The sequence below is a fragment of the Allobosea sp. GW823-FHT01F03 genome, assembly GCF_058798075.1.
This window is the reverse complement of record NZ_CM179505.1, coordinates 3,413,797-3,429,062: the sequence shown is the minus strand read 5'-3', so window position 1 is coordinate 3,429,062 and position 15,266 is coordinate 3,413,797. Positions and strand designations below refer to the sequence as shown.

Annotated in this window: 16 protein-coding genes and 1 pseudogene; 7 read left to right on the top strand and 10 right to left on the bottom strand. The window is 64.5% G+C overall.

Annotation, left to right across the window (positions count from 1 at the left end):
- Window positions 1-33: 33 nt before the first annotated feature.
- The 7 genes from AC3RCC_RS16445 to AC3RCC_RS16415 form a co-directional block, all read right to left on the bottom strand.
- Window positions 34-552, bottom strand: a complete 519-nt coding sequence (locus tag AC3RCC_RS16445) for a hypothetical protein (protein ID WP_492255931.1) — start codon at window positions 550-552, stop codon at window positions 34-36.
- Complete coding sequence (locus AC3RCC_RS16440) at window positions 546-830, bottom strand: Y16D family protein (protein WP_492255930.1); 285 nt, start codon at window positions 828-830, stop codon at window positions 546-548. The genes AC3RCC_RS16445 and AC3RCC_RS16440 overlap by 7 nt, the downstream gene beginning before the upstream one ends.
- Window positions 827-1,141, bottom strand: a complete 315-nt coding sequence (locus tag AC3RCC_RS16435) for a hypothetical protein (RefSeq protein ID WP_492255929.1) — start codon at window positions 1,139-1,141, stop codon at window positions 827-829. Before AC3RCC_RS16435 ends, AC3RCC_RS16440 begins: the two co-directional genes overlap by 4 nt.
- Window positions 1,138-1,494 (bottom strand): DUF551 domain-containing protein, encoded by a 357-nt coding sequence (locus AC3RCC_RS16430; RefSeq protein ID WP_492255928.1) that lies wholly within the window; start codon window positions 1,492-1,494, stop codon window positions 1,138-1,140. The genes AC3RCC_RS16435 and AC3RCC_RS16430 overlap by 4 nt, the downstream gene beginning before the upstream one ends.
- Window positions 1,481-1,873, bottom strand: a complete 393-nt coding sequence (locus AC3RCC_RS16425; RefSeq protein ID WP_492255927.1) for a hypothetical protein — start codon at window positions 1,871-1,873, stop codon at window positions 1,481-1,483. The genes AC3RCC_RS16430 and AC3RCC_RS16425 overlap by 14 nt, the downstream gene beginning before the upstream one ends.
- A gap of 3 nt (window positions 1,874-1,876) precedes the next feature.
- Complete coding sequence (locus tag AC3RCC_RS16420; protein ID WP_492255926.1) at window positions 1,877-2,473, bottom strand: DNA cytosine methyltransferase; 597 nt, start codon at window positions 2,471-2,473, stop codon at window positions 1,877-1,879.
- A 237-nt stretch (window positions 2,474-2,710) separates the two neighbouring features.
- Window positions 2,711-2,962, bottom strand: coding sequence for a hypothetical protein (locus AC3RCC_RS16415; RefSeq protein ID WP_492255925.1), 252 nt, complete (start codon window positions 2,960-2,962; stop codon window positions 2,711-2,713).
- A gap of 191 nt (window positions 2,963-3,153) precedes the next feature.
- Between AC3RCC_RS16415 and AC3RCC_RS16410 the strand changes: the two genes are divergently transcribed.
- Window positions 3,154-3,315, top strand: coding sequence for a hypothetical protein (locus AC3RCC_RS16410; protein WP_492255924.1), 162 nt, complete (start codon window positions 3,154-3,156; stop codon window positions 3,313-3,315).
- A gap of 87 nt (window positions 3,316-3,402) precedes the next feature.
- On the opposite strand, the gene AC3RCC_RS16405 is transcribed toward AC3RCC_RS16410, so the two are convergent.
- A complete protein-coding gene (locus tag AC3RCC_RS16405; protein WP_492255923.1) occupies window positions 3,403-4,104 on the bottom strand; it encodes a class I SAM-dependent methyltransferase in 702 nt (233 codons plus the stop codon).
- A 193-nt stretch (window positions 4,105-4,297) separates the two neighbouring features.
- Between AC3RCC_RS16405 and AC3RCC_RS16400 the strand changes: the two are divergent.
- A pseudogene (locus AC3RCC_RS16400) lies at window positions 4,298-4,822 on the top strand (transposase).
- A 216-nt stretch (window positions 4,823-5,038) separates the two neighbouring features.
- Here AC3RCC_RS16400 and AC3RCC_RS16395 read toward each other — a convergent pair.
- Both AC3RCC_RS16395 and AC3RCC_RS16390 read right to left on the bottom strand, forming a co-directional pair.
- On the bottom strand, window positions 5,039-5,362 hold the full coding sequence (locus AC3RCC_RS16395) for a hypothetical protein (protein ID WP_492255922.1): 324 nt from the start codon (window positions 5,360-5,362) through the stop codon (window positions 5,039-5,041).
- A gap of 1,028 nt (window positions 5,363-6,390) precedes the next feature.
- Window positions 6,391-7,584, bottom strand: a complete 1,194-nt coding sequence (locus tag AC3RCC_RS16390) for a pyridoxal-phosphate-dependent aminotransferase family protein (protein ID WP_291645293.1) — start codon at window positions 7,582-7,584, stop codon at window positions 6,391-6,393.
- Between the two features lie 148 nt (window positions 7,585-7,732).
- Between AC3RCC_RS16390 and AC3RCC_RS16385 the strand changes: the two genes are divergently transcribed.
- The 5 genes from AC3RCC_RS16385 (at window position 7,733) to AC3RCC_RS16365 (ending at window position 14,894) form a co-directional block, all read left to right on the top strand.
- The gene (locus AC3RCC_RS16385; protein WP_492255921.1) at window positions 7,733-8,431 is read left to right on the top strand and encodes a GntR family transcriptional regulator; all 699 of its coding nucleotides are present in this window, start codon (window positions 7,733-7,735) and stop codon (window positions 8,429-8,431) included.
- A gap of 186 nt (window positions 8,432-8,617) precedes the next feature.
- Complete coding sequence (locus AC3RCC_RS16380) at window positions 8,618-9,601, top strand: Bug family tripartite tricarboxylate transporter substrate binding protein (protein ID WP_492255920.1); 984 nt, start codon at window positions 8,618-8,620, stop codon at window positions 9,599-9,601.
- Window positions 9,602-9,762: 161 nt separating this feature from the next.
- Window positions 9,763-10,263: a tripartite tricarboxylate transporter TctB family protein gene (locus AC3RCC_RS16375; RefSeq protein ID WP_452116356.1), complete on the top strand. Its 501-nt coding sequence runs from the start codon at window positions 9,763-9,765 to the stop codon at window positions 10,261-10,263.
- 10 nt (window positions 10,264-10,273) lie between these two features.
- Entirely contained in the window at window positions 10,274-11,797 is a 1,524-nt protein-coding gene (locus tag AC3RCC_RS16370) for a tripartite tricarboxylate transporter permease (protein WP_452116355.1), read from the top strand.
- Between the two features lie 160 nt (window positions 11,798-11,957).
- Complete coding sequence (locus tag AC3RCC_RS16365; RefSeq protein ID WP_492255919.1) at window positions 11,958-14,894, top strand: FAD-binding and (Fe-S)-binding domain-containing protein; 2,937 nt, start codon at window positions 11,958-11,960, stop codon at window positions 14,892-14,894.
- Window positions 14,895-15,266: the final 372 nt, after the last annotated feature.

The following is a 15,266-nucleotide window of genomic DNA, read 5'->3' as shown; positions in this document are numbered from 1 at the left end:
CGACCAGGCGAAGCACGGATAGCTGAGACGGGGTCACGTCTTCTCTCCCCTGGCTGCGGCGGAGCGGGCGCGGATGGCGGTAGCCGCTCGCGAAAAATCGTGAGCCGCTATCACATGACGCTCGATATCGGGTGACACCGCGTGCTCGGCTGCCATGTCCTCAACCGTCGCAGCGCACGCTTCCCGCTCGTCCTCCACCGCCTGCGCGAGCTTGGCTTCGGCGGAGAGGGCGCGCGCAGCGAAGGCTGCGCGGCCTTCCGACGCAAGCGCGTATTCTCGCTCCTTCGCCTCGAACGCTGGGCGGATGAGGTCGAGGATGGCGCGGGCTATGGGATAGATCCGCAAGCCCACCCAATGGCCGCCGTAGTATGCCGCGACGCTGGTCTTCGTGTCGTCTTCGTTGACTGTCTGGAAACCGGTGTTCTCGACGAAGTGCGCTATCAGCACCCGCCTGATCTCCTCCTCGCTCGGGAGGCCAACCTGTGCATCTGGAGGGGTGGCGGACTTGTTTGCGCTTTCTGCAAAGAAGTCGGGAGGGGTGGGGCTCACCATAGGTCCTCCGAATAGAGCTGATGGCCCAGCTTGGCGCCGGGGCGCGTCTGGCCGGCTACCTTGGCGATCTCCAAAGCGTCGGCTCGCTCGACGAACCGGTTAAGGCTCGTCATGAAGCCTTGGCCGCGCATGTTGCCTTCGGCGCTGTCGCCAAGGAATGCCGCGAGCGCGAAGATGTGGCAGTGCCGACGCGGCGCCGGCAGAGCCCAGATGCGGCCCTGCGTGTCGACGATGGCAACGCCTGTGATCCGCTCGGGAGGGGTGGGGCTAGCGGTCATGGTGCGGCGCCTCCAAGCACATCGGCGCTCACCGGGCCAGCGAGGGCGGCGACCTGGCGCAGGGCTTCATTCTCGGCGTCCAGAACATCAAAGATGCGATCGGGCTTTACCCGTAGCCGCTCGTCGAAGGCGTCGGGAACAAGGACTAGCCGGAGCGCCATTTCGAGCAGATTGATCCGAACAGGTTTGCACGGGAGGCGGTGTTCAGCGTCTTCTCCGAGCGCGCAATCGAACTCCGGGAAGCCGCCCCCCCACATGCCAGAGACCCAGCAGCCACAGTTGTTGCACCGTCGTTTAGCGCGCTCGCTCATCCTTCCCCTCCCGCAGAGAGCATGGCGCTCGGAGGCTCGGGGAGAGGGCGCCAGTGGGTGGCTTGGTATGTGATCTTGTCCTCGTAGAGGTCGGTTACGTCGTCCACCCAGCCGTTCGCGTAGACGTCCCAATAGCCGTCGAACACCGCGCGCGCGTGAGCCAACAGGATATTGGTCCCATCCTTCGGCGCGCTCTCGATATCGCGCCACCCCTCGGCCTCGCCCTGCTTGGCGGATTCGAGCGCTGGCGCCACGATCTCGTCGAGGCCGTTGCCAAGGTCATGATAACCAGCCTGATGGCAGACCATCGACGCTTCTGCGATGATCTTCCTCGCCTTCTCATCGATCTGCATGCTGCGTCTCCTTGAGGTCCTGGCGCTCTTCGGGGCTGTCGATCGTCATCGTGTAGGCGAACTGGCAGAGCTTGTTCGACAGCGTGTCGATCTCATCCATCGCCCAGCAAAGCGCGTCCTTCACCCCCGCAGGCGCGGAAGGCGGGGAGGCGTCGGCTCGTGTCATCCTGAGTAGGGTTGGCAAGGACAGGTCGTTCAGGCCCGTCTCGGGGTCTTTCGGCCAAGCCACCGGCTCAGCCTCGCCCTCGGTCGAAAGGGCGGCGAGAGCTGCTTTCGCAAGCGCCCCATCACCGACTTGCTGGGCATAGTATCTCAGTGCGCGCTCGACGATCTCGCGCGCCTTCTCCTTCGCCGAGACTGCGGGGCTCTTGATTGTCATGGCTCACTCCGCAGCTTCGAGGAAAAACGGTTCGTCGCTGGGGCACTCAGGCGCGCTCCAGTCCAGCGGCGGGCGGTAATTCGCAAAGAGGAAGGCGGCAGCGGGCAGCCGGCAGACCGAATTGCCGATCTTGTGGCGCTGCTCGGTCTCGGTGAGCACCTTGCCCTTGTAGGGCGCCGCCAGGATGTAGCTGTCCGGAAAGCCCTGCGCTCGAGCGAGCTCCCGCGGCGTGAGCAGCAGGTCGCGCATATTCACCTTCCAGACGTTGTGCGGGAGGTGAATCGTCTTCGGATGGTTCGCCAGGTGCATGGCGAGCGCCGGCTCGTCGTGGTTCACGGCGAAGTCGGGATAGAGGCTGTGCCCGTCAGGCAGCAGGCCGGCCGCCTTCAGCAGCTCGAGCGCAAGCTCAATGCCATTGCTTGCCCCTCCGCCGCCGGCGAAGGAGTCGACCACCCGGACGCGCCGCGGCCCGTTCTTCGGTGGCGGCGCAGGCGTGCGCTTGAAGCGCGCAGCCGGATATCGGCCAATCTGCGGAAGGCATGGAAGCGGCTTGGCGGCGAGGGGCGCGGCCCCGCCAAATAGGTCGTTGAGAGATGCCATTACGACCTCGCCGGTACCGAGGTCGACGTGAGAGAAATGGCGTAAGTGTTTCCAACTTGCCCCTGAAAGGCTGCCCGGCAGCCGGGCGGTTCAGTTGGAAAGGCGCTTGTTAGGCCTGCAAAAGTGCAAAGCCTTCTAAGCTGCTGGTCGCAGGTTCGAATCCTGCCGGGCTCGCCATTGATATCATTGCGGAATCTCCGTTTGTTCCGTGATGCACTCTGACAAGCAGGCTGCTGGTCATTCTGACATTTGGCCGCCATCCGTTCGCGCGGCGCGGCGCTTACGGGCTCCGTTGGCCACCTGCCGCATGATCTTCTTGACGTAGCGCGGCAGCACCTTCGCGGTGGTCTGACCCGACTGCGCGAGGATCTCGCGATCGGTCATGTCCGCGTCGCCGATCTCGGTCAGGCCGCAGTGTCGGAACGACGTGAAGGATAGATTCTCCGGCAGGCCGGCCAAGAGGATGATTCGCTTCACCTCGTGGCGCATGTAGGTGAGGCCGCTCTTGTTGCCGGTCGGCCAAGGGAGCGGCCATCCTTCCAGTGGCGGACGAGCATGAGGCTGCCGATTCGGCTGCGCTTGATTTGGCCCGACCTTGCGAAGAGTTCGGGGGACAGTGGGACGCGCTTCGATCGCTCGGAATCTAACGGTGGCCACCACGCATCGTCACCGAACTTCGGATGCACGATACGCCCGGCACCGGCGCGCTCCTTCTGCCGATCCTGGGCGACCTGAAATGCGCCGATGGTCACCAAAACGCGCTGCAGCCCGAGGCGATCGTCGAGCGGCAACCAGCCTGTGCTGCCGGAGGGACGCTTCAGCCTTCTGCTACTCGATCGTGAGCGCCGTCGAGGAGGCGGGCGGTCCAGGCAGCGACATCGCCGTGGTCAAGCGGCCGAGCCCGGCCCTGAGAGTCTGCCAAGGCAGTGCTAATGTCTTTTTACGAAGTGAAAGATGGTGTGCGCAGTCATCGATGTTGCGGCGTTCGGCGGGATCGCGTGCGCCGCTAGCTTATCCGGAGTATAGGTTTCCGCCATATCCATGCGGTCGAACCCGTCAAACAAGGAGAGTAGCCGCTCCTTGGCATCGAGGGTGCCGAACGATCTGACGTGGTCGTGCTGGCCAAAAAGACGCTCCCGCTCGGCGTGGGGCATCGAAAGGTCCATGTCCTCGCGGTAGTATTTGGAACAAAACGGGACACAAAAGGTATGGAATCCGCCGGGAGCGATCGCTGCATTCATGTCCTTGATCGTTCTGTGCAGATCGGAAGGTACATGTTCGAGCACATGTGAATGAACGAAACCCTGAACTGATTCCTTCTCAAAATAGTCGAGAGGGCGCGTCAGGTCGATTTGCCTCACTGGTCTCTCGACCCACGGGTAGAATGACGGATCGTAGTCCGCTGGCTGATAGTCGTCGCCGTATTTCTGCGTCAAAAATGCCGTTATGACGTGTTCAGGCGCGCAATGAACCACAGGTAAACCGCTCGGAGGCGGCGCCAAGTCTCTCAAGACACAATACATGAAACGTGTTCGCTCTTTCGAGCCACAGCCCGCGCACCGAACAAATCGGCGCCCCCGGTAATCGCCAAACTTGGTTGAGTGGCAAATCGGGCAGGCCGGCTTAGTCATTGCAGCGGTTCCTGGTTCAAGAGTCGGGCTACCGAACATCATTTGCTGACTGATCGCAAATTTCCCAACTGTCTTTGAGCAGATTTTCTTTGTCGGGAGTATCCGAAGAACTGCGCTGCGGTTTAGGTCCTGAACCTATAAAGGTTGCGGCGCTGGCAGCCCGCTGATTCAACGCTTCATAGAGGAGCCTTGGATGGGACGTTATGATCTGAGCGAGTCTGAGTGGCGGCTGATCGGGCCGCTGTTGCCGAATAAGCCGCGCGCAGTTGCGTATGTCGACGATTGGCGGGTGATCACTGGCATTTTCTATGTGCTTCGGACCCGGCTCGCCCTGGCCTGACCTGCCGAGCCGCTACGGGCCACCGACCACGGTCTACTCTCGGAAAAGGCGGTGCTCGGTGCTCTGACCGACGGCTTGCCACCAGCCACCGCCCTCGTCGCCGATCGCGCCTATGACGCCCGGGCCGTCATCGACCTGATCCGATTGCGCGGCGGGTAGGCGCACATCTCAGCTCGGGGAGATCGCAAGGTCCAATGATCGGTCGATCCGGCCATCTACCGCCAGCGCAACCAGATGGAGCGCTTCTTCTCCAAGCTGAAGCACTTCCGCAGGGTCGCAACCCGCTACGACAAGCTGGCCGAGAACTTCCTCGCCATGGTTCAGTTGGCCTCAATGCGCCTATGGCTACGGGCTTATGAGTCTACGGCCTATGGGTAGTCGGCCGTATCCTGCGGCGACATCGTCTCAGGCGCGTCAAACTCGTCAGCGCCCTCCAACCCCGCCCGGATCTCTGCGGCCTTCGCGGAGACGTCAGAGGTCATGGAGGACCTTCGCGTCGATGTTCCGGTGCTCATGCGAGGGAGAGGCGGGAGCGTGGCGCTCGGGGAGACCGCGACCAACAGAGGGCTTGGCGAGGTCTGGATGATGGCTCATTCACTGCTGGACGAACCAGAGTTGGCCGCAACCGCCTCCGATGGTGTCCTGGCCGGCGGGATCGAACACGTGGACGTTGAACTCGCGCTCGACAAGTTGGCTGGTGAAGCTGGTGACGAGGGAGCGCTGATAATCGTTAGTCGCTGGTAGCCCTTCGCTGCGTTCGCAAACGACGGAGACGGTCGCCTCGAACACTGTCGGCACGCGACGGCTGATCTCGCGGACGATCCCGTAGTCGACGTGTGGCGCCGAGGTGGAGATCAGCTGCGCCGCAGTCGGGTAGCGCTCGTAAAGCTGCTCGATCGCCGGAACGAGGCCCTTCAAGTTCAGAGGCGACTCGCCATTTCTCTTGAAATATGAATGGGATATTTGCCCGCGGGCTTGTAGGTTCCGGGCGTTGCGGACTGGCCGGTTGCGTCGGCTGCCGGCAGGACCTCCACAGGCAGGCAAGTCTCAGAATTCTCCCACCTGGCGCCATCCATCCCATCGTCGGGAGAGGCAAGTCGGCGGCCTTGCCCAACTGGATCTGCCCGGAAGCCTCTGAGATGAAAAAAAGCGGCGCCTAACGGCGCCGCCTGACCTTGATGTATCTGCGCAGTGCTCCGAGAGCTGCGCTCACAATTACAAGGCTGTTCGCGAGAAACGCGGCGACCTCGTATATGCTTTCCATCGCTCCCCACCTCCTCCGGGGAGGAGCTGATGACAATGTCATCGTTGACAGAGTCCCGGATTCCAGTGGGCAGCATTGCGTCAGGTACAGTTCCGACTCTGTCTGCATGTCTGAGATGGGCGCTGGTCGGCGGATGTTCAAGGCGTCCGAGTCTCGGCCTGACTGATCTCGATCCTCGCCCTGTCCTGTATTGCACATGGACGATGGCGCGCCCGTTCGCCTGATGAGTCCAAATGGCCGATCTTGCTTTTGCTCGCCGGCGGGTTCTGCCGGGCACACCCAGCGGCAGACCCGCCGGCTGCATCCAAACCGATCGCGCCTTACGGTGCAGACTTGGCGACGCCGGCGCGGCCTGCGGCAATGCCGTCCGCGATAATACTGGGCGAATTCTGCAGGTGCTTCGTCGAGTTGGCGATTGTGTCGAGAGGCAGTTCAGACGCCCTTGCCGTCTCGCTCGCGACTGCGGCCCCGATCGCGGTGACAGCGACGCTGCCGAATATGGCCGTGAGAAATGAGCGCCGGTTCATTGGAAGTGTCTTCGCGTACGGCCTCCAACCAAGTCGCGTAAGATTAGTAAATGGTTGCATCTTGCCAGCTTGGCGACCCGGAGCGCTCATCCTGCTCCGAGCGGGTCCCGTGTGGTCTGCGGCGGCCAAGCTATGCGAGGCCGCCGCCAGTGGGCTCAGGCTACCGCCGCAACCGATGCGTTCTTGCCCGGCTCGTGGCCTTCGAGATTGGCGATCGCCGCCGCGACGCCGCCGGCGCGATAGGGCACCCCTGCTGCCGAAAAGCCCATCTCGACGCCGGAGAGCGCCCCGAGCAGGGCAAGCTCGTTGCATTCGCCGAGATGGCCGATGCGGAAGACCTTGCCGGCGACCTTGCCGAGGCCGGAGCCCAGCGAGATGTTGTATTTTTCCAGCGCGATCTTGCGGAAGCGGTCGGCATCATGGCTCGGCGGCATCAGCACGGCCGTCAGCACGGGCGAGTGCTCGGCCGGATTCTCGCAGAGCACTTCGAGGCCCCAGGCTTCGACCGCGGCGCGGCAGGCGCCGGCCAGGCGCTCGTGCCGGGCGAAGACATTGTCCAGCCCTTCCTCCTGCAGCATGGCGAGCGCCTCCTTCAGCCCGTAGAGGAGGTTCGTGGCTGGCGTATAGGGGAAGAAGCCGCCGGCGTTGATCTTGATCATCTCCTGCCAATCCCAGAAGGAGCGCGGCAGCGTGTTGGTCTTCGACGCCGCGAGCGCCTTCTCCGAGACGGCGTTGAAGCCGAGGCCGGGCGGCAGCATCAGCCCCTTCTGCGAGCCGGAGACCGTGACGTCGACCTGCCATTCGTCATGCCGGTAGTCGACCGAGGCGAGCGAGGAGATCGTGTCGACCATGAACAGGGCGGGGTGGCCGGCGGCGTCGATCGCCTTGCGGATCTCGGCGACGCGGCTGGTCGCGCCGGTCGAGGTCTCGTTATGGACGACCATCACGGCCTTGATCTTGCGGGCCTTGTCCTCGGCCAGCCGCGCCTCGATCGCGGCCGGGTCGGCACCGCGGCGCCAATCGCCGGGGATGAACTCGACCTCGATGCCGAAGCGCGTCGCGATGTTCTTCCACAAGGTCGCGAAATGGCCGGTCTCGGCCATCAGCACGGTGTCGCCGGGCGAGAGCGTGTTGACGATCGCCGCTTCCCAGGCGCCGGTGCCGGAAGAGGGGTAGATCACCACCGGCTGGCTGGTCTTGAACACCGCCTTGCTGCCTTCGAGCACATGCTTGCCGAGCGCGGCGAATTCGGCGCTGCGATGGTCGATGATCGGCATGGCGATGGCGCGCAGAATCCGGTCCGGAATCGGGCTCGGGCCGGGAATGTGCAGGAAATGACGCCCTTGCATGATCTTCTTATCCTCCCAGAGGGTCAGGCGCTGTCACGCCATTCCGGATCATTTTGCATTCATTTTTTTGAAGATCAATCTCGATATGGTATGCGATAATTATGTGATCGGGCTCGACAGCGGGTGCGGGCCGACTTAGCGGTGACGCATGAGCGTGCCATTGCCGGATTCTTGCGACGAAACCGCCCCGGTGGACGAGGCGACGAAACCTGCTGCCTCCCTGCATGAAGGGCTTCTGGTCGCGCTGCGGGACTTCATCGTCGAGGGCAGCCTGGCCGATGGTGCGCGCGTGCCGGAGCGGGCGCTGTGCGAGCGTTTCAACATCTCGCGCACGCCGTTGCGCGAGGCGCTGAAGGTGCTTGCGGCCGAGGGGCTGATCGAGCTCTTGCCCAATCGCGGTGCGCGCATTCGCCAGCTCAGCCCCGAGGATGTCCGCGAGCTCTTCGATGTCATGGGTGGGCTCGAGGCACTGGCCGGGCGCCTGGCCTGTGAGCGGATTTCGGAGGCCGAAATCGCCGAAATCGAGCGCATGCATCATGAAATGTATCGGTTCTATCTGCGTCGCGAGATGCATGGCTATTTCCACTGCAATCAGGCGATCCACCAGATGATTGTCGCGGCCGCCGGCAATGCCATGCTGGCCGCGACCTATGCCGGCCTGGCCGGGCGGATCCGGCGGGTGCGCTATTCCGCCAATCTCGCCAAGGATCGCGACCGCTGGGGCGAGGCGATGCGTGAGCACGAGGTCATTCTCGATGCGCTGCGCCGGCGCGCCGGCGCGGAGTTGTCCGAGATCCTGTTCCTGCATCTGCGCAACAAACAGAAGGCGGCGCAGGCTTCGTCCTGATCGGGATCGTCAGTGCGGTTGCGGTGTTTTCACGCCATGCATGCGCTGCTGTCTGCGGGAAACGCGATTGTCGCAGGAAATCGTCGCCAATTTTTTGATCGGCAAATTTTGGATTGAATGCAAAAATTTTTGATCTAAGTTTTCTCCACAGCGCCGTCAGAGCGCAGTCATCGGGAGGGAGCGATCATGAAGCAGCACTGGCTTGCCGCGACCGCAATCTTGGCAGCAGGCATCGGCCCCGCGGCCGCCTGGGAGCCGACCAAGGCGATCGAGATCGTGGTGCCATTCTCGGCGGGCGGAGCGTCCGACCAGATGGCGCGGACGATGCAGGGCATCATCCAGAAGCACAATCTGACCTCGCAGCCGGTCATCGTCGTCAACAAGCCGGCCGCCGGCGGCGCCGAAGGCATGCTCGACATCCAGAAATCGGTCGGTGACGCCCACAAGCTGATCACCACCTCGAGCGGCATCTTCATGACGCCGATGGCGACCAAGCTGCCGCTGAACTGGCAGGACTACACGCCGGTCGCGATGATGGCGCAGGACTCCTTCGTGCTCTGGGTCAACGCCAAGGCGCCGTACCAGAACGCCGGCGACTTCATGGCCGCGGCCAAGGCGGCCTCGCCGCCACTCAAGGTCGGGGGCACCTCATCCAAGCGTGAGGACAACCTGATCGTCTTCGCCATGGAGAAGGCCGGCGGCGTCAAATTCGCCTTCATTCCCCACACCAGCGGCGGCCAGACTTCGACGCAACTCTCCGGCAATCATATCGACGCCAGCACCAACAACCCGGCCGAGGACGTCGCGAACTGGCGCGGCGGCGCGACCCGGCCGCTCTGCGTCTTCTCCGACCAGAAGATGACCTATTCGACCCCCGTCGCCGAAGGTAAATCCTGGGCGGACATTCCGACCTGCGCCTCCCAGGGCCTGAACGTCACCTACCAGATGCTGCGTGGCATGTTCATGCCGGGCAAGGTCACCAAGGACCAGCAGGCCTTTTATGTGAGCCTGTTCAAGAAGGTCTCCGAGACGCCGGAATGGAAGGAGTATCTGGCGCGCAGCGCGCTGGTTCCCGACTACCGCGACGGCGAGGCCTTCGTGCAGTTCCTCAAGGCCGACGAGGCGAAGCACGCCAAGCTGATGGGCGACGCCGGCTTCATGGCCAAGTGAGGCCAATTCAGCACCGAAGCGCTTCGTCAGCTCTGGCTCGGCTGTCATTTCGGGCGGAGCGAAGTGGAAGCTCGGAATCCGTCGTAGGGCAGCGCCCTGCGATGGATCCCGGATCGGCGCCGCACGCGGCTGGTCCGGGATGACCGCGCGGGAGATGATCGATGTCGGGTTCAGCTGAAACCGAAGCTCCGGAACGCGGCATCTCGCGGCGCCCGGTCGAGATTGCCACGGCCGCGATCCTGATCGGCCTCGGCCTGATCGTGCTCTGGGATTCCTATGGCCGCGGTGCCGGCTGGGACAACGGTCCGCAGAACGGTTTCTTCCCGGCTCGCGTCGGCTGGCTCTTCCTTGCGGCTTCGCTGTTCATCCTGTTCCAGTCGTTCCGCTCGGAAAACAAGATTTTCGTCACCTACGCGCAGCTGGGACAGGTGGCGCGGGTGCTGGGGCCGCTCATCGTCTTCGTCGCGCTGATCCAGCCGCTCGGGCTCTACGTGGCCTCTGCCGTCTTCATCCTGATTTTCATGGGTGTGATCGCGACGTCGCGCTGGTGGAGCATTGCGCTCACAGCGCTGCTCGTGCCGCTCGCCTGTTTCTGGATCTTCGAGCTGCAGTTCCGCGTGCCCCTGCCCAAGGGCCCGCTCGAAGCCATGCTCGGCTACTGAGGTTTCGCCGATGGATGACCTCTCCTCGCTGATCACCGGCTTTCAGATCGCGCTGTCCTGGCAGAATATCGGCTTCATGGCGATCGGGGTCATTCTCGGCATCGTCGTTGGCGTGCTGCCGGGGCTGGGTGGTCCGAACGGCGTCGCGATCCTCCTGCCGCTGACCTTCGGCATGGACCCGACCTCGGCGATCATCCTGCTCTCCTCGATCTACTGGGGGGCCCTGTTCGGCGGGGCGATCACCTCGATCCTGTTCAACATTCCGGGCGAGGCCTGGTCGGTGGCGACCACCTTCGACGGCTATCCAATGGCAGTGCAGGGCAAGGCGGCCGAAGCACTGACCGCCGCCTTCACCGCCTCCTTCATCGGGGCGCTCTCGGGCGTCATCCTGATCACCTTCGTCGCGCCGCTCGTCGCCCAGTTCGCGCTGCGCTTCGGGCCGGCCGAGTTCTTCGCCGTCTTCCTTTTGACCTTCTGCTCCTTCATCGGCATGGGCCGCGAGAATCGGGCGAAGATCCTGGCCTCGCTCTGCATCGGCTTCCTGCTCGCGGCCGTCGGCCTCGACTCGATCTCCGGCGACCTGCGCATGACTTTCGGCTCGACCGAGCTGATGCGCGGCTTCGACTTTCTGATTGTCGTCATCGGCCTGTTCGGCGTCTCCGAGATCCTGCTGACCGTCGAGGAAGGGCTGGTCTTCAAGGGCAAGCAGGCGCGGATCGACCTGATGGTCGTGCTGCGCACCTGGGCCGGGCTGCCGCGCTACTGGGCGACGCTGATCCGCTCTTCGTTGGTCGGCATGTGGATGGGCGTGACGCCGGGCGGCGCTATCGCCGCATCCTTCATGGGCTACGGGCTCGCCAAGCGCTTCTCGAAGCGCGGCAAGAATTTCGGCAAGGGCGAGATCGAGGGCGTTCTGGCGCCGGAAACCGCGGCGCATGCGGCCGGCACCAGCGCCCTCCTGCCGATGCTGGCGCTCGGCATTCCGGGCTCCGCGACGGCCGCCGTGCTGCTCGGCGGCCTGCTGGTCTGGGGCCTGCAGCCCGGGCCGATGCTGTTCGTCGAGCAGAAGGATTTTGTCTGGGGGCTGATCGCCTCGATGTATCTCGGCAATCTCGCCGGGCTGATCATCGTGCTCGCGACCGTGCCGCTCTTCGCGGCGATCATGCGCGTGCCCTTCTCCTTCGTCGCGCCGGTGATCCTGATCGTCTGCGCCATCGGCGCCTATACGATCTCGAACTCGATCTTCGACATCTGGCTGATGCTGATCTTCGGTATCGTCGGCTATGTCTTCAAGAAGCTCGACTATCCACTGGCGCCTCTGGTGCTGGCGCTGGTGCTCGGCGACCGGGCGGAGGATGCTTTCCGTCAGGCGCTGCTCGGCTCCGGCGGCAGCCTGCATGTCTTCATCGCCAATGGCCTGGTAACGACCCTCGTCATCCTCGCCATGATCCTGCTGCTCTGGGGGCCGGTTTCGGACCTGATCGCCACGGCGCGCGGCCGCCACGCCGGAAAAGCGGCGGAAGCCGCCGAGTAGTCATGCCGCCTTCGGAAAGAACCACCGTCATCCCGGATAGGCCGCAAAAGCCGCACCGCTCCGGGGTCAATCGCAGAGCGCCCAGATTTTCGATGGATGCCGGCGCTCCGCTTCGCTACGGCCGGGATGACGGCTCACATCAGAATTGGCTAGCAGAACGATGACACACGCAGCCCCCCTGCCCAAGCAGGGCTCTCGCAATCTCGGGCTGGAGCGGCGCCTCGCGCAGGCACTGGAAGGGGAGGTACGCTTCGACGCCTTCACCCGCGGGCGCTATGCCACCGACGCCTCGATCTACCAGATCATCCCGCAGGGCGTCGCCTTCCCGAAGAGCGAGGCCGACATCGCCGCGGCGCTCCAGATCGCGGCCGAGCACGGCGTCCCGGTGATCGCGCGCGGCGGTGGCACCTCGCAGAACGGCCAGCCGATCGGCGATGCGCTGATCCTCGATATGAGCCGGCACTTCAATGCGATCCGGGACTATGATCCGGCGAGCCGCACCGTCTCGGTCGCGCCCGGCATCGTGCTTGAGGCGCTCAACACGCATGTGAAGAAGGATGGGCTGTTCTTCCCGGTCGAGCCCTCGACCGCGAGCCGCTGCACGATCGGCGGCATGGCCGGCAACAACTCCTCCGGTGCGCGCTCGCTGCGCTATGGCAAGATGGTCGACAACGTCATCGGCCTGCGGGCGCAGTTCCATGACGGCGAGGCCTTCGCGCTCGGCGAAGCGCCGGTGGGCGACAATGCTTCGGTCAGGACGCGCGAGCTGATGACGCGGATGCTAGCGCTGGCCGACAGCCATCGCGCCGAGATCGAGGCGATCTTCCCCAAGGTGCAGCGCCGCGTCGGCGGCTATAATCTCGACGAGCTGATCGTGCCGCGGCCGAATCTGTCGCATCTTCTGGTCGGCTCGGAAGGCACGCTCGCCATCACCACGCAGGCGACGCTGCAGCTCTCGACCCTGCCGGGGCATCGCGTCATGGGCGTCTGCCATTTCCCGAATTTCCGCTCCGCCATGGAGACGACGCAGCACATCGTCGCGCTCGGGCCGGTCGCGGTCGAGCTCGTCGATAACAATGTGCTGGTGCTCGGCGCCGACATCCCGCTCTTCGTGCGCACCCTCGCCGACATCACCAAGGGCAAGCCGAACTGCCTGCTGCTGGTCGAGTTCGCCGGCGACGACCTCGCAGCGCTGAAGCGCGATCTGAAGCGTCTCGACCAGTGCATGGCCGATCACGGTTTTCCGGATGCGGTGGTCGAGGTCGTCGAGCCGGCCCGGCAGAAGCCGGTCTGGGAGGTGCGCGAGGCCTGCCTCAACATCATGATGTCGATGAAGGGCGACGGGAAGCCGGTCTCCTTCATCGAGGACTGCGCCGTCCCGCTCGAGCACCTCGCCGACTATACCGATGCGGTCACCGCGCTGTTCGAGCGGCATGGCACGCGCGGTACCTGGTACGCGCATGCTTCGGTCGGCTGTCTGCATGTCCGCCCGATCCTCAACATGAAGACGGAAGCCGGGGTGAAGGCGATGCGCGGCATTGCCGAGGAGGCCTGCGATCTCGTGCGGCGCTTCAAGGGCTCGTTCTCGGGCGAGCATGGCGACGGGATCTCGCGCTCGGATTTCGTCGAGCCGATGTTCGGCGGACCACTCACCCGCGCCTTCGAGGCGGTCAAGGACGGCTTCGATCCGGAGAACCGGCTCAACCCCGGCAAGATCGTCCGCCCCTACCATATGGACGATCGCAGCCTGATGCGCTTTCCGCCGGGCTATGCCACGCCGGTGCCGATCGAGACCGCGCTCGACTGGTCCGACTGGGGCGGGCTCGGCGGTGCCGTCGAGATGTGCAACAACAACGGTACCTGCCGGAAGATGGCGGGCGGCACGATGTGCCCGTCCTGGCGCGCGACGCGCGAGGAGCAGCATCTCACCCGTGGCCGGGCCAATACGCTCAGGCTCGCCATTTCCGGCCAACTCGGCGAGGGCGCCTTCACCTCGCCGGAGATGAAGGAGACGCTCGATCTCTGCGTCTCCTGCAAGGGCTGCAAGCGCGACTGTCCGACCGGCGTCGACATGGCCCGGATGAAGGTCGAGTTCCTGCATCATTATCACGCGAAGCACGGCCTGCCGCTGAAGGAGCGGCTGATCGCCTTCTTGCCGCGCTACGCGCCGTTCGCCGCGAAGCTCGCGCCGCTGATGAACCTGCGCGACCGCATCCCGCTCCTGGCGAAGCTCAGCGAACGCTGGCTCGGCTTTTCGGCGCGGCGCTCCTTGCCGGTCTGGCGCAAGCCCTGGGCTCAGGGCGGCAAGGAAGCGACGGTGGCAGAGGTCAAAGGCGATGGCCGCGACATCGTGCTCTTCGGCGACACCTTCAACCGCTATTTCGAGCGCGAGAACCTTGAGGCGGCCGAGCGCGTGCTTGCTGCCGGCGGCTATCGCCTGCACCGCGTCGCGGCGAAGGATGGCGGGAGGCCGCTCTGCTGCGGGCGCACTTTCCTTTCGGCCGGGCTGGTCGACGAGGCCCGGGCCGAGGCGCGGCGCACGCTCGATGCGCTCGGCCCCTTCGTCGCCAAGGGAGCGCGGGTCGTCGGGCTCGAACCCTCCTGCCTGATGAGCTTCCGCGACGAGTTCGCGGCGCTGCTGCCGAAGGCCGAGGTCGAGCCTTTGGCCAGGGCGGCGCTGCTGGTCGAGGAACTGCTCGCCGCCGACATGGCTGCCGGCAAGACCAGCCTGCCGCTGCGCGACCAGGGCGGGCGCGTCGCGCATCTGCACGGCCATTGCCACCAGAAGGCCTTCGACGCGATGGGAGCGGTCGAAAAGACGCTGCGGGCGGTGCCGGGGCTCGAGGTCAGGCCGATCGAGTCGAGCTGCTGCGGCATGTCGGGGGCTTTTGGCTATGGCGCGGCGACGATCGACGTCTCCTTCGCCATGGGCGAGCTTTCGCTGTTGCCGGCCGTGCGCAAGGCCAAAGCGGACGACCTCGTCGTCGCCGACGGCACGAGCTGCCGGCATCAGATTCACGATGGCGCGGGCCGCGAGGCGCTTCATGTCGTCAGGGTGCTCGACGAGGCATTGGCGGAGCGTGGCAGTCCGGCCTGACGGCGGACCAGGCACCGCGAAACGCCGGCGCGTTTGATCTAGATTAAGCACCTCCGTCCCGGCGTTCTCTACCAAGGGGCCAGATGCCACTGCCCGAGTGGCTGCCGATCCCTGCCTAAGAGGCGTAGCTAACGTGTTGGATGCCGTTCTGGTCGGTGGCGGGATGATTTCCGTCGCCGGCTTTTCCTGGTGGGCGACGGTCCGCTGGAATCTCTAGATCATGGGTGAGCGGGAGCTGGTCTCCGGGCCTTCGCCTCCCGCCACCAGCCGCGACCCCAATCAAAATCGATCCTCGTATCGGCCTGAACCGGAGGTTTCGTCGGGCGGCGGAACCTCCCGGGCGCGCTCCCGTTGCAGTGTCTGGAAAGGCAA

Bases quoted from the DNA above. Each gene is read 5' to 3' on its own strand.
- AC3RCC_RS16375 (WP_452116356.1), top strand. From the start codon at position 9,763: ATGTCGGGTTCAGCTGAAACCGAAGCTCCGGAACGCGGCATCTCGCGG.
- AC3RCC_RS16430 (WP_492255928.1), bottom strand. From the start codon at position 1,494: ATGCAGATCGATGAGAAGGCGAGGAAGATCATCGCAGAAGCGTCGATG.
- AC3RCC_RS16410 (WP_492255924.1), top strand. From the start codon at position 3,154: ATGCACGATACGCCCGGCACCGGCGCGCTCCTTCTGCCGATCCTGGGC.
- AC3RCC_RS16365 (WP_492255919.1), top strand. From the start codon at position 11,958: ATGACACACGCAGCCCCCCTGCCCAAGCAGGGCTCTCGCAATCTCGGG.
- AC3RCC_RS16385 (WP_492255921.1), top strand. From the start codon at position 7,733: ATGAGCGTGCCATTGCCGGATTCTTGCGACGAAACCGCCCCGGTGGAC.
- AC3RCC_RS16415 (WP_492255925.1), bottom strand. From the start codon at position 2,962: ATGCGCCACGAGGTGAAGCGAATCATCCTCTTGGCCGGCCTGCCGGAG.
- AC3RCC_RS16420 (WP_492255926.1), bottom strand. From the start codon at position 2,473: ATGGCATCTCTCAACGACCTATTTGGCGGGGCCGCGCCCCTCGCCGCC.
- AC3RCC_RS16445 (WP_492255931.1), bottom strand. From the start codon at position 552: ATGGTGAGCCCCACCCCTCCCGACTTCTTTGCAGAAAGCGCAAACAAG.
- AC3RCC_RS16425 (WP_492255927.1), bottom strand. From the start codon at position 1,873: ATGACAATCAAGAGCCCCGCAGTCTCGGCGAAGGAGAAGGCGCGCGAG.
- AC3RCC_RS16405 (WP_492255923.1), bottom strand. From the start codon at position 4,104: ATGACTAAGCCGGCCTGCCCGATTTGCCACTCAACCAAGTTTGGCGAT.
- AC3RCC_RS16440 (WP_492255930.1), bottom strand. From the start codon at position 830: ATGACCGCTAGCCCCACCCCTCCCGAGCGGATCACAGGCGTTGCCATC.
- AC3RCC_RS16390 (WP_291645293.1), bottom strand. From the start codon at position 7,584: ATGCAAGGGCGTCATTTCCTGCACATTCCCGGCCCGAGCCCGATTCCG.
- AC3RCC_RS16435 (WP_492255929.1), bottom strand. From the start codon at position 1,141: ATGAGCGAGCGCGCTAAACGACGGTGCAACAACTGTGGCTGCTGGGTC.
- AC3RCC_RS16370 (WP_452116355.1), top strand. From the start codon at position 10,274: ATGGATGACCTCTCCTCGCTGATCACCGGCTTTCAGATCGCGCTGTCC.
- AC3RCC_RS16380 (WP_492255920.1), top strand. From the start codon at position 8,618: ATGAAGCAGCACTGGCTTGCCGCGACCGCAATCTTGGCAGCAGGCATC.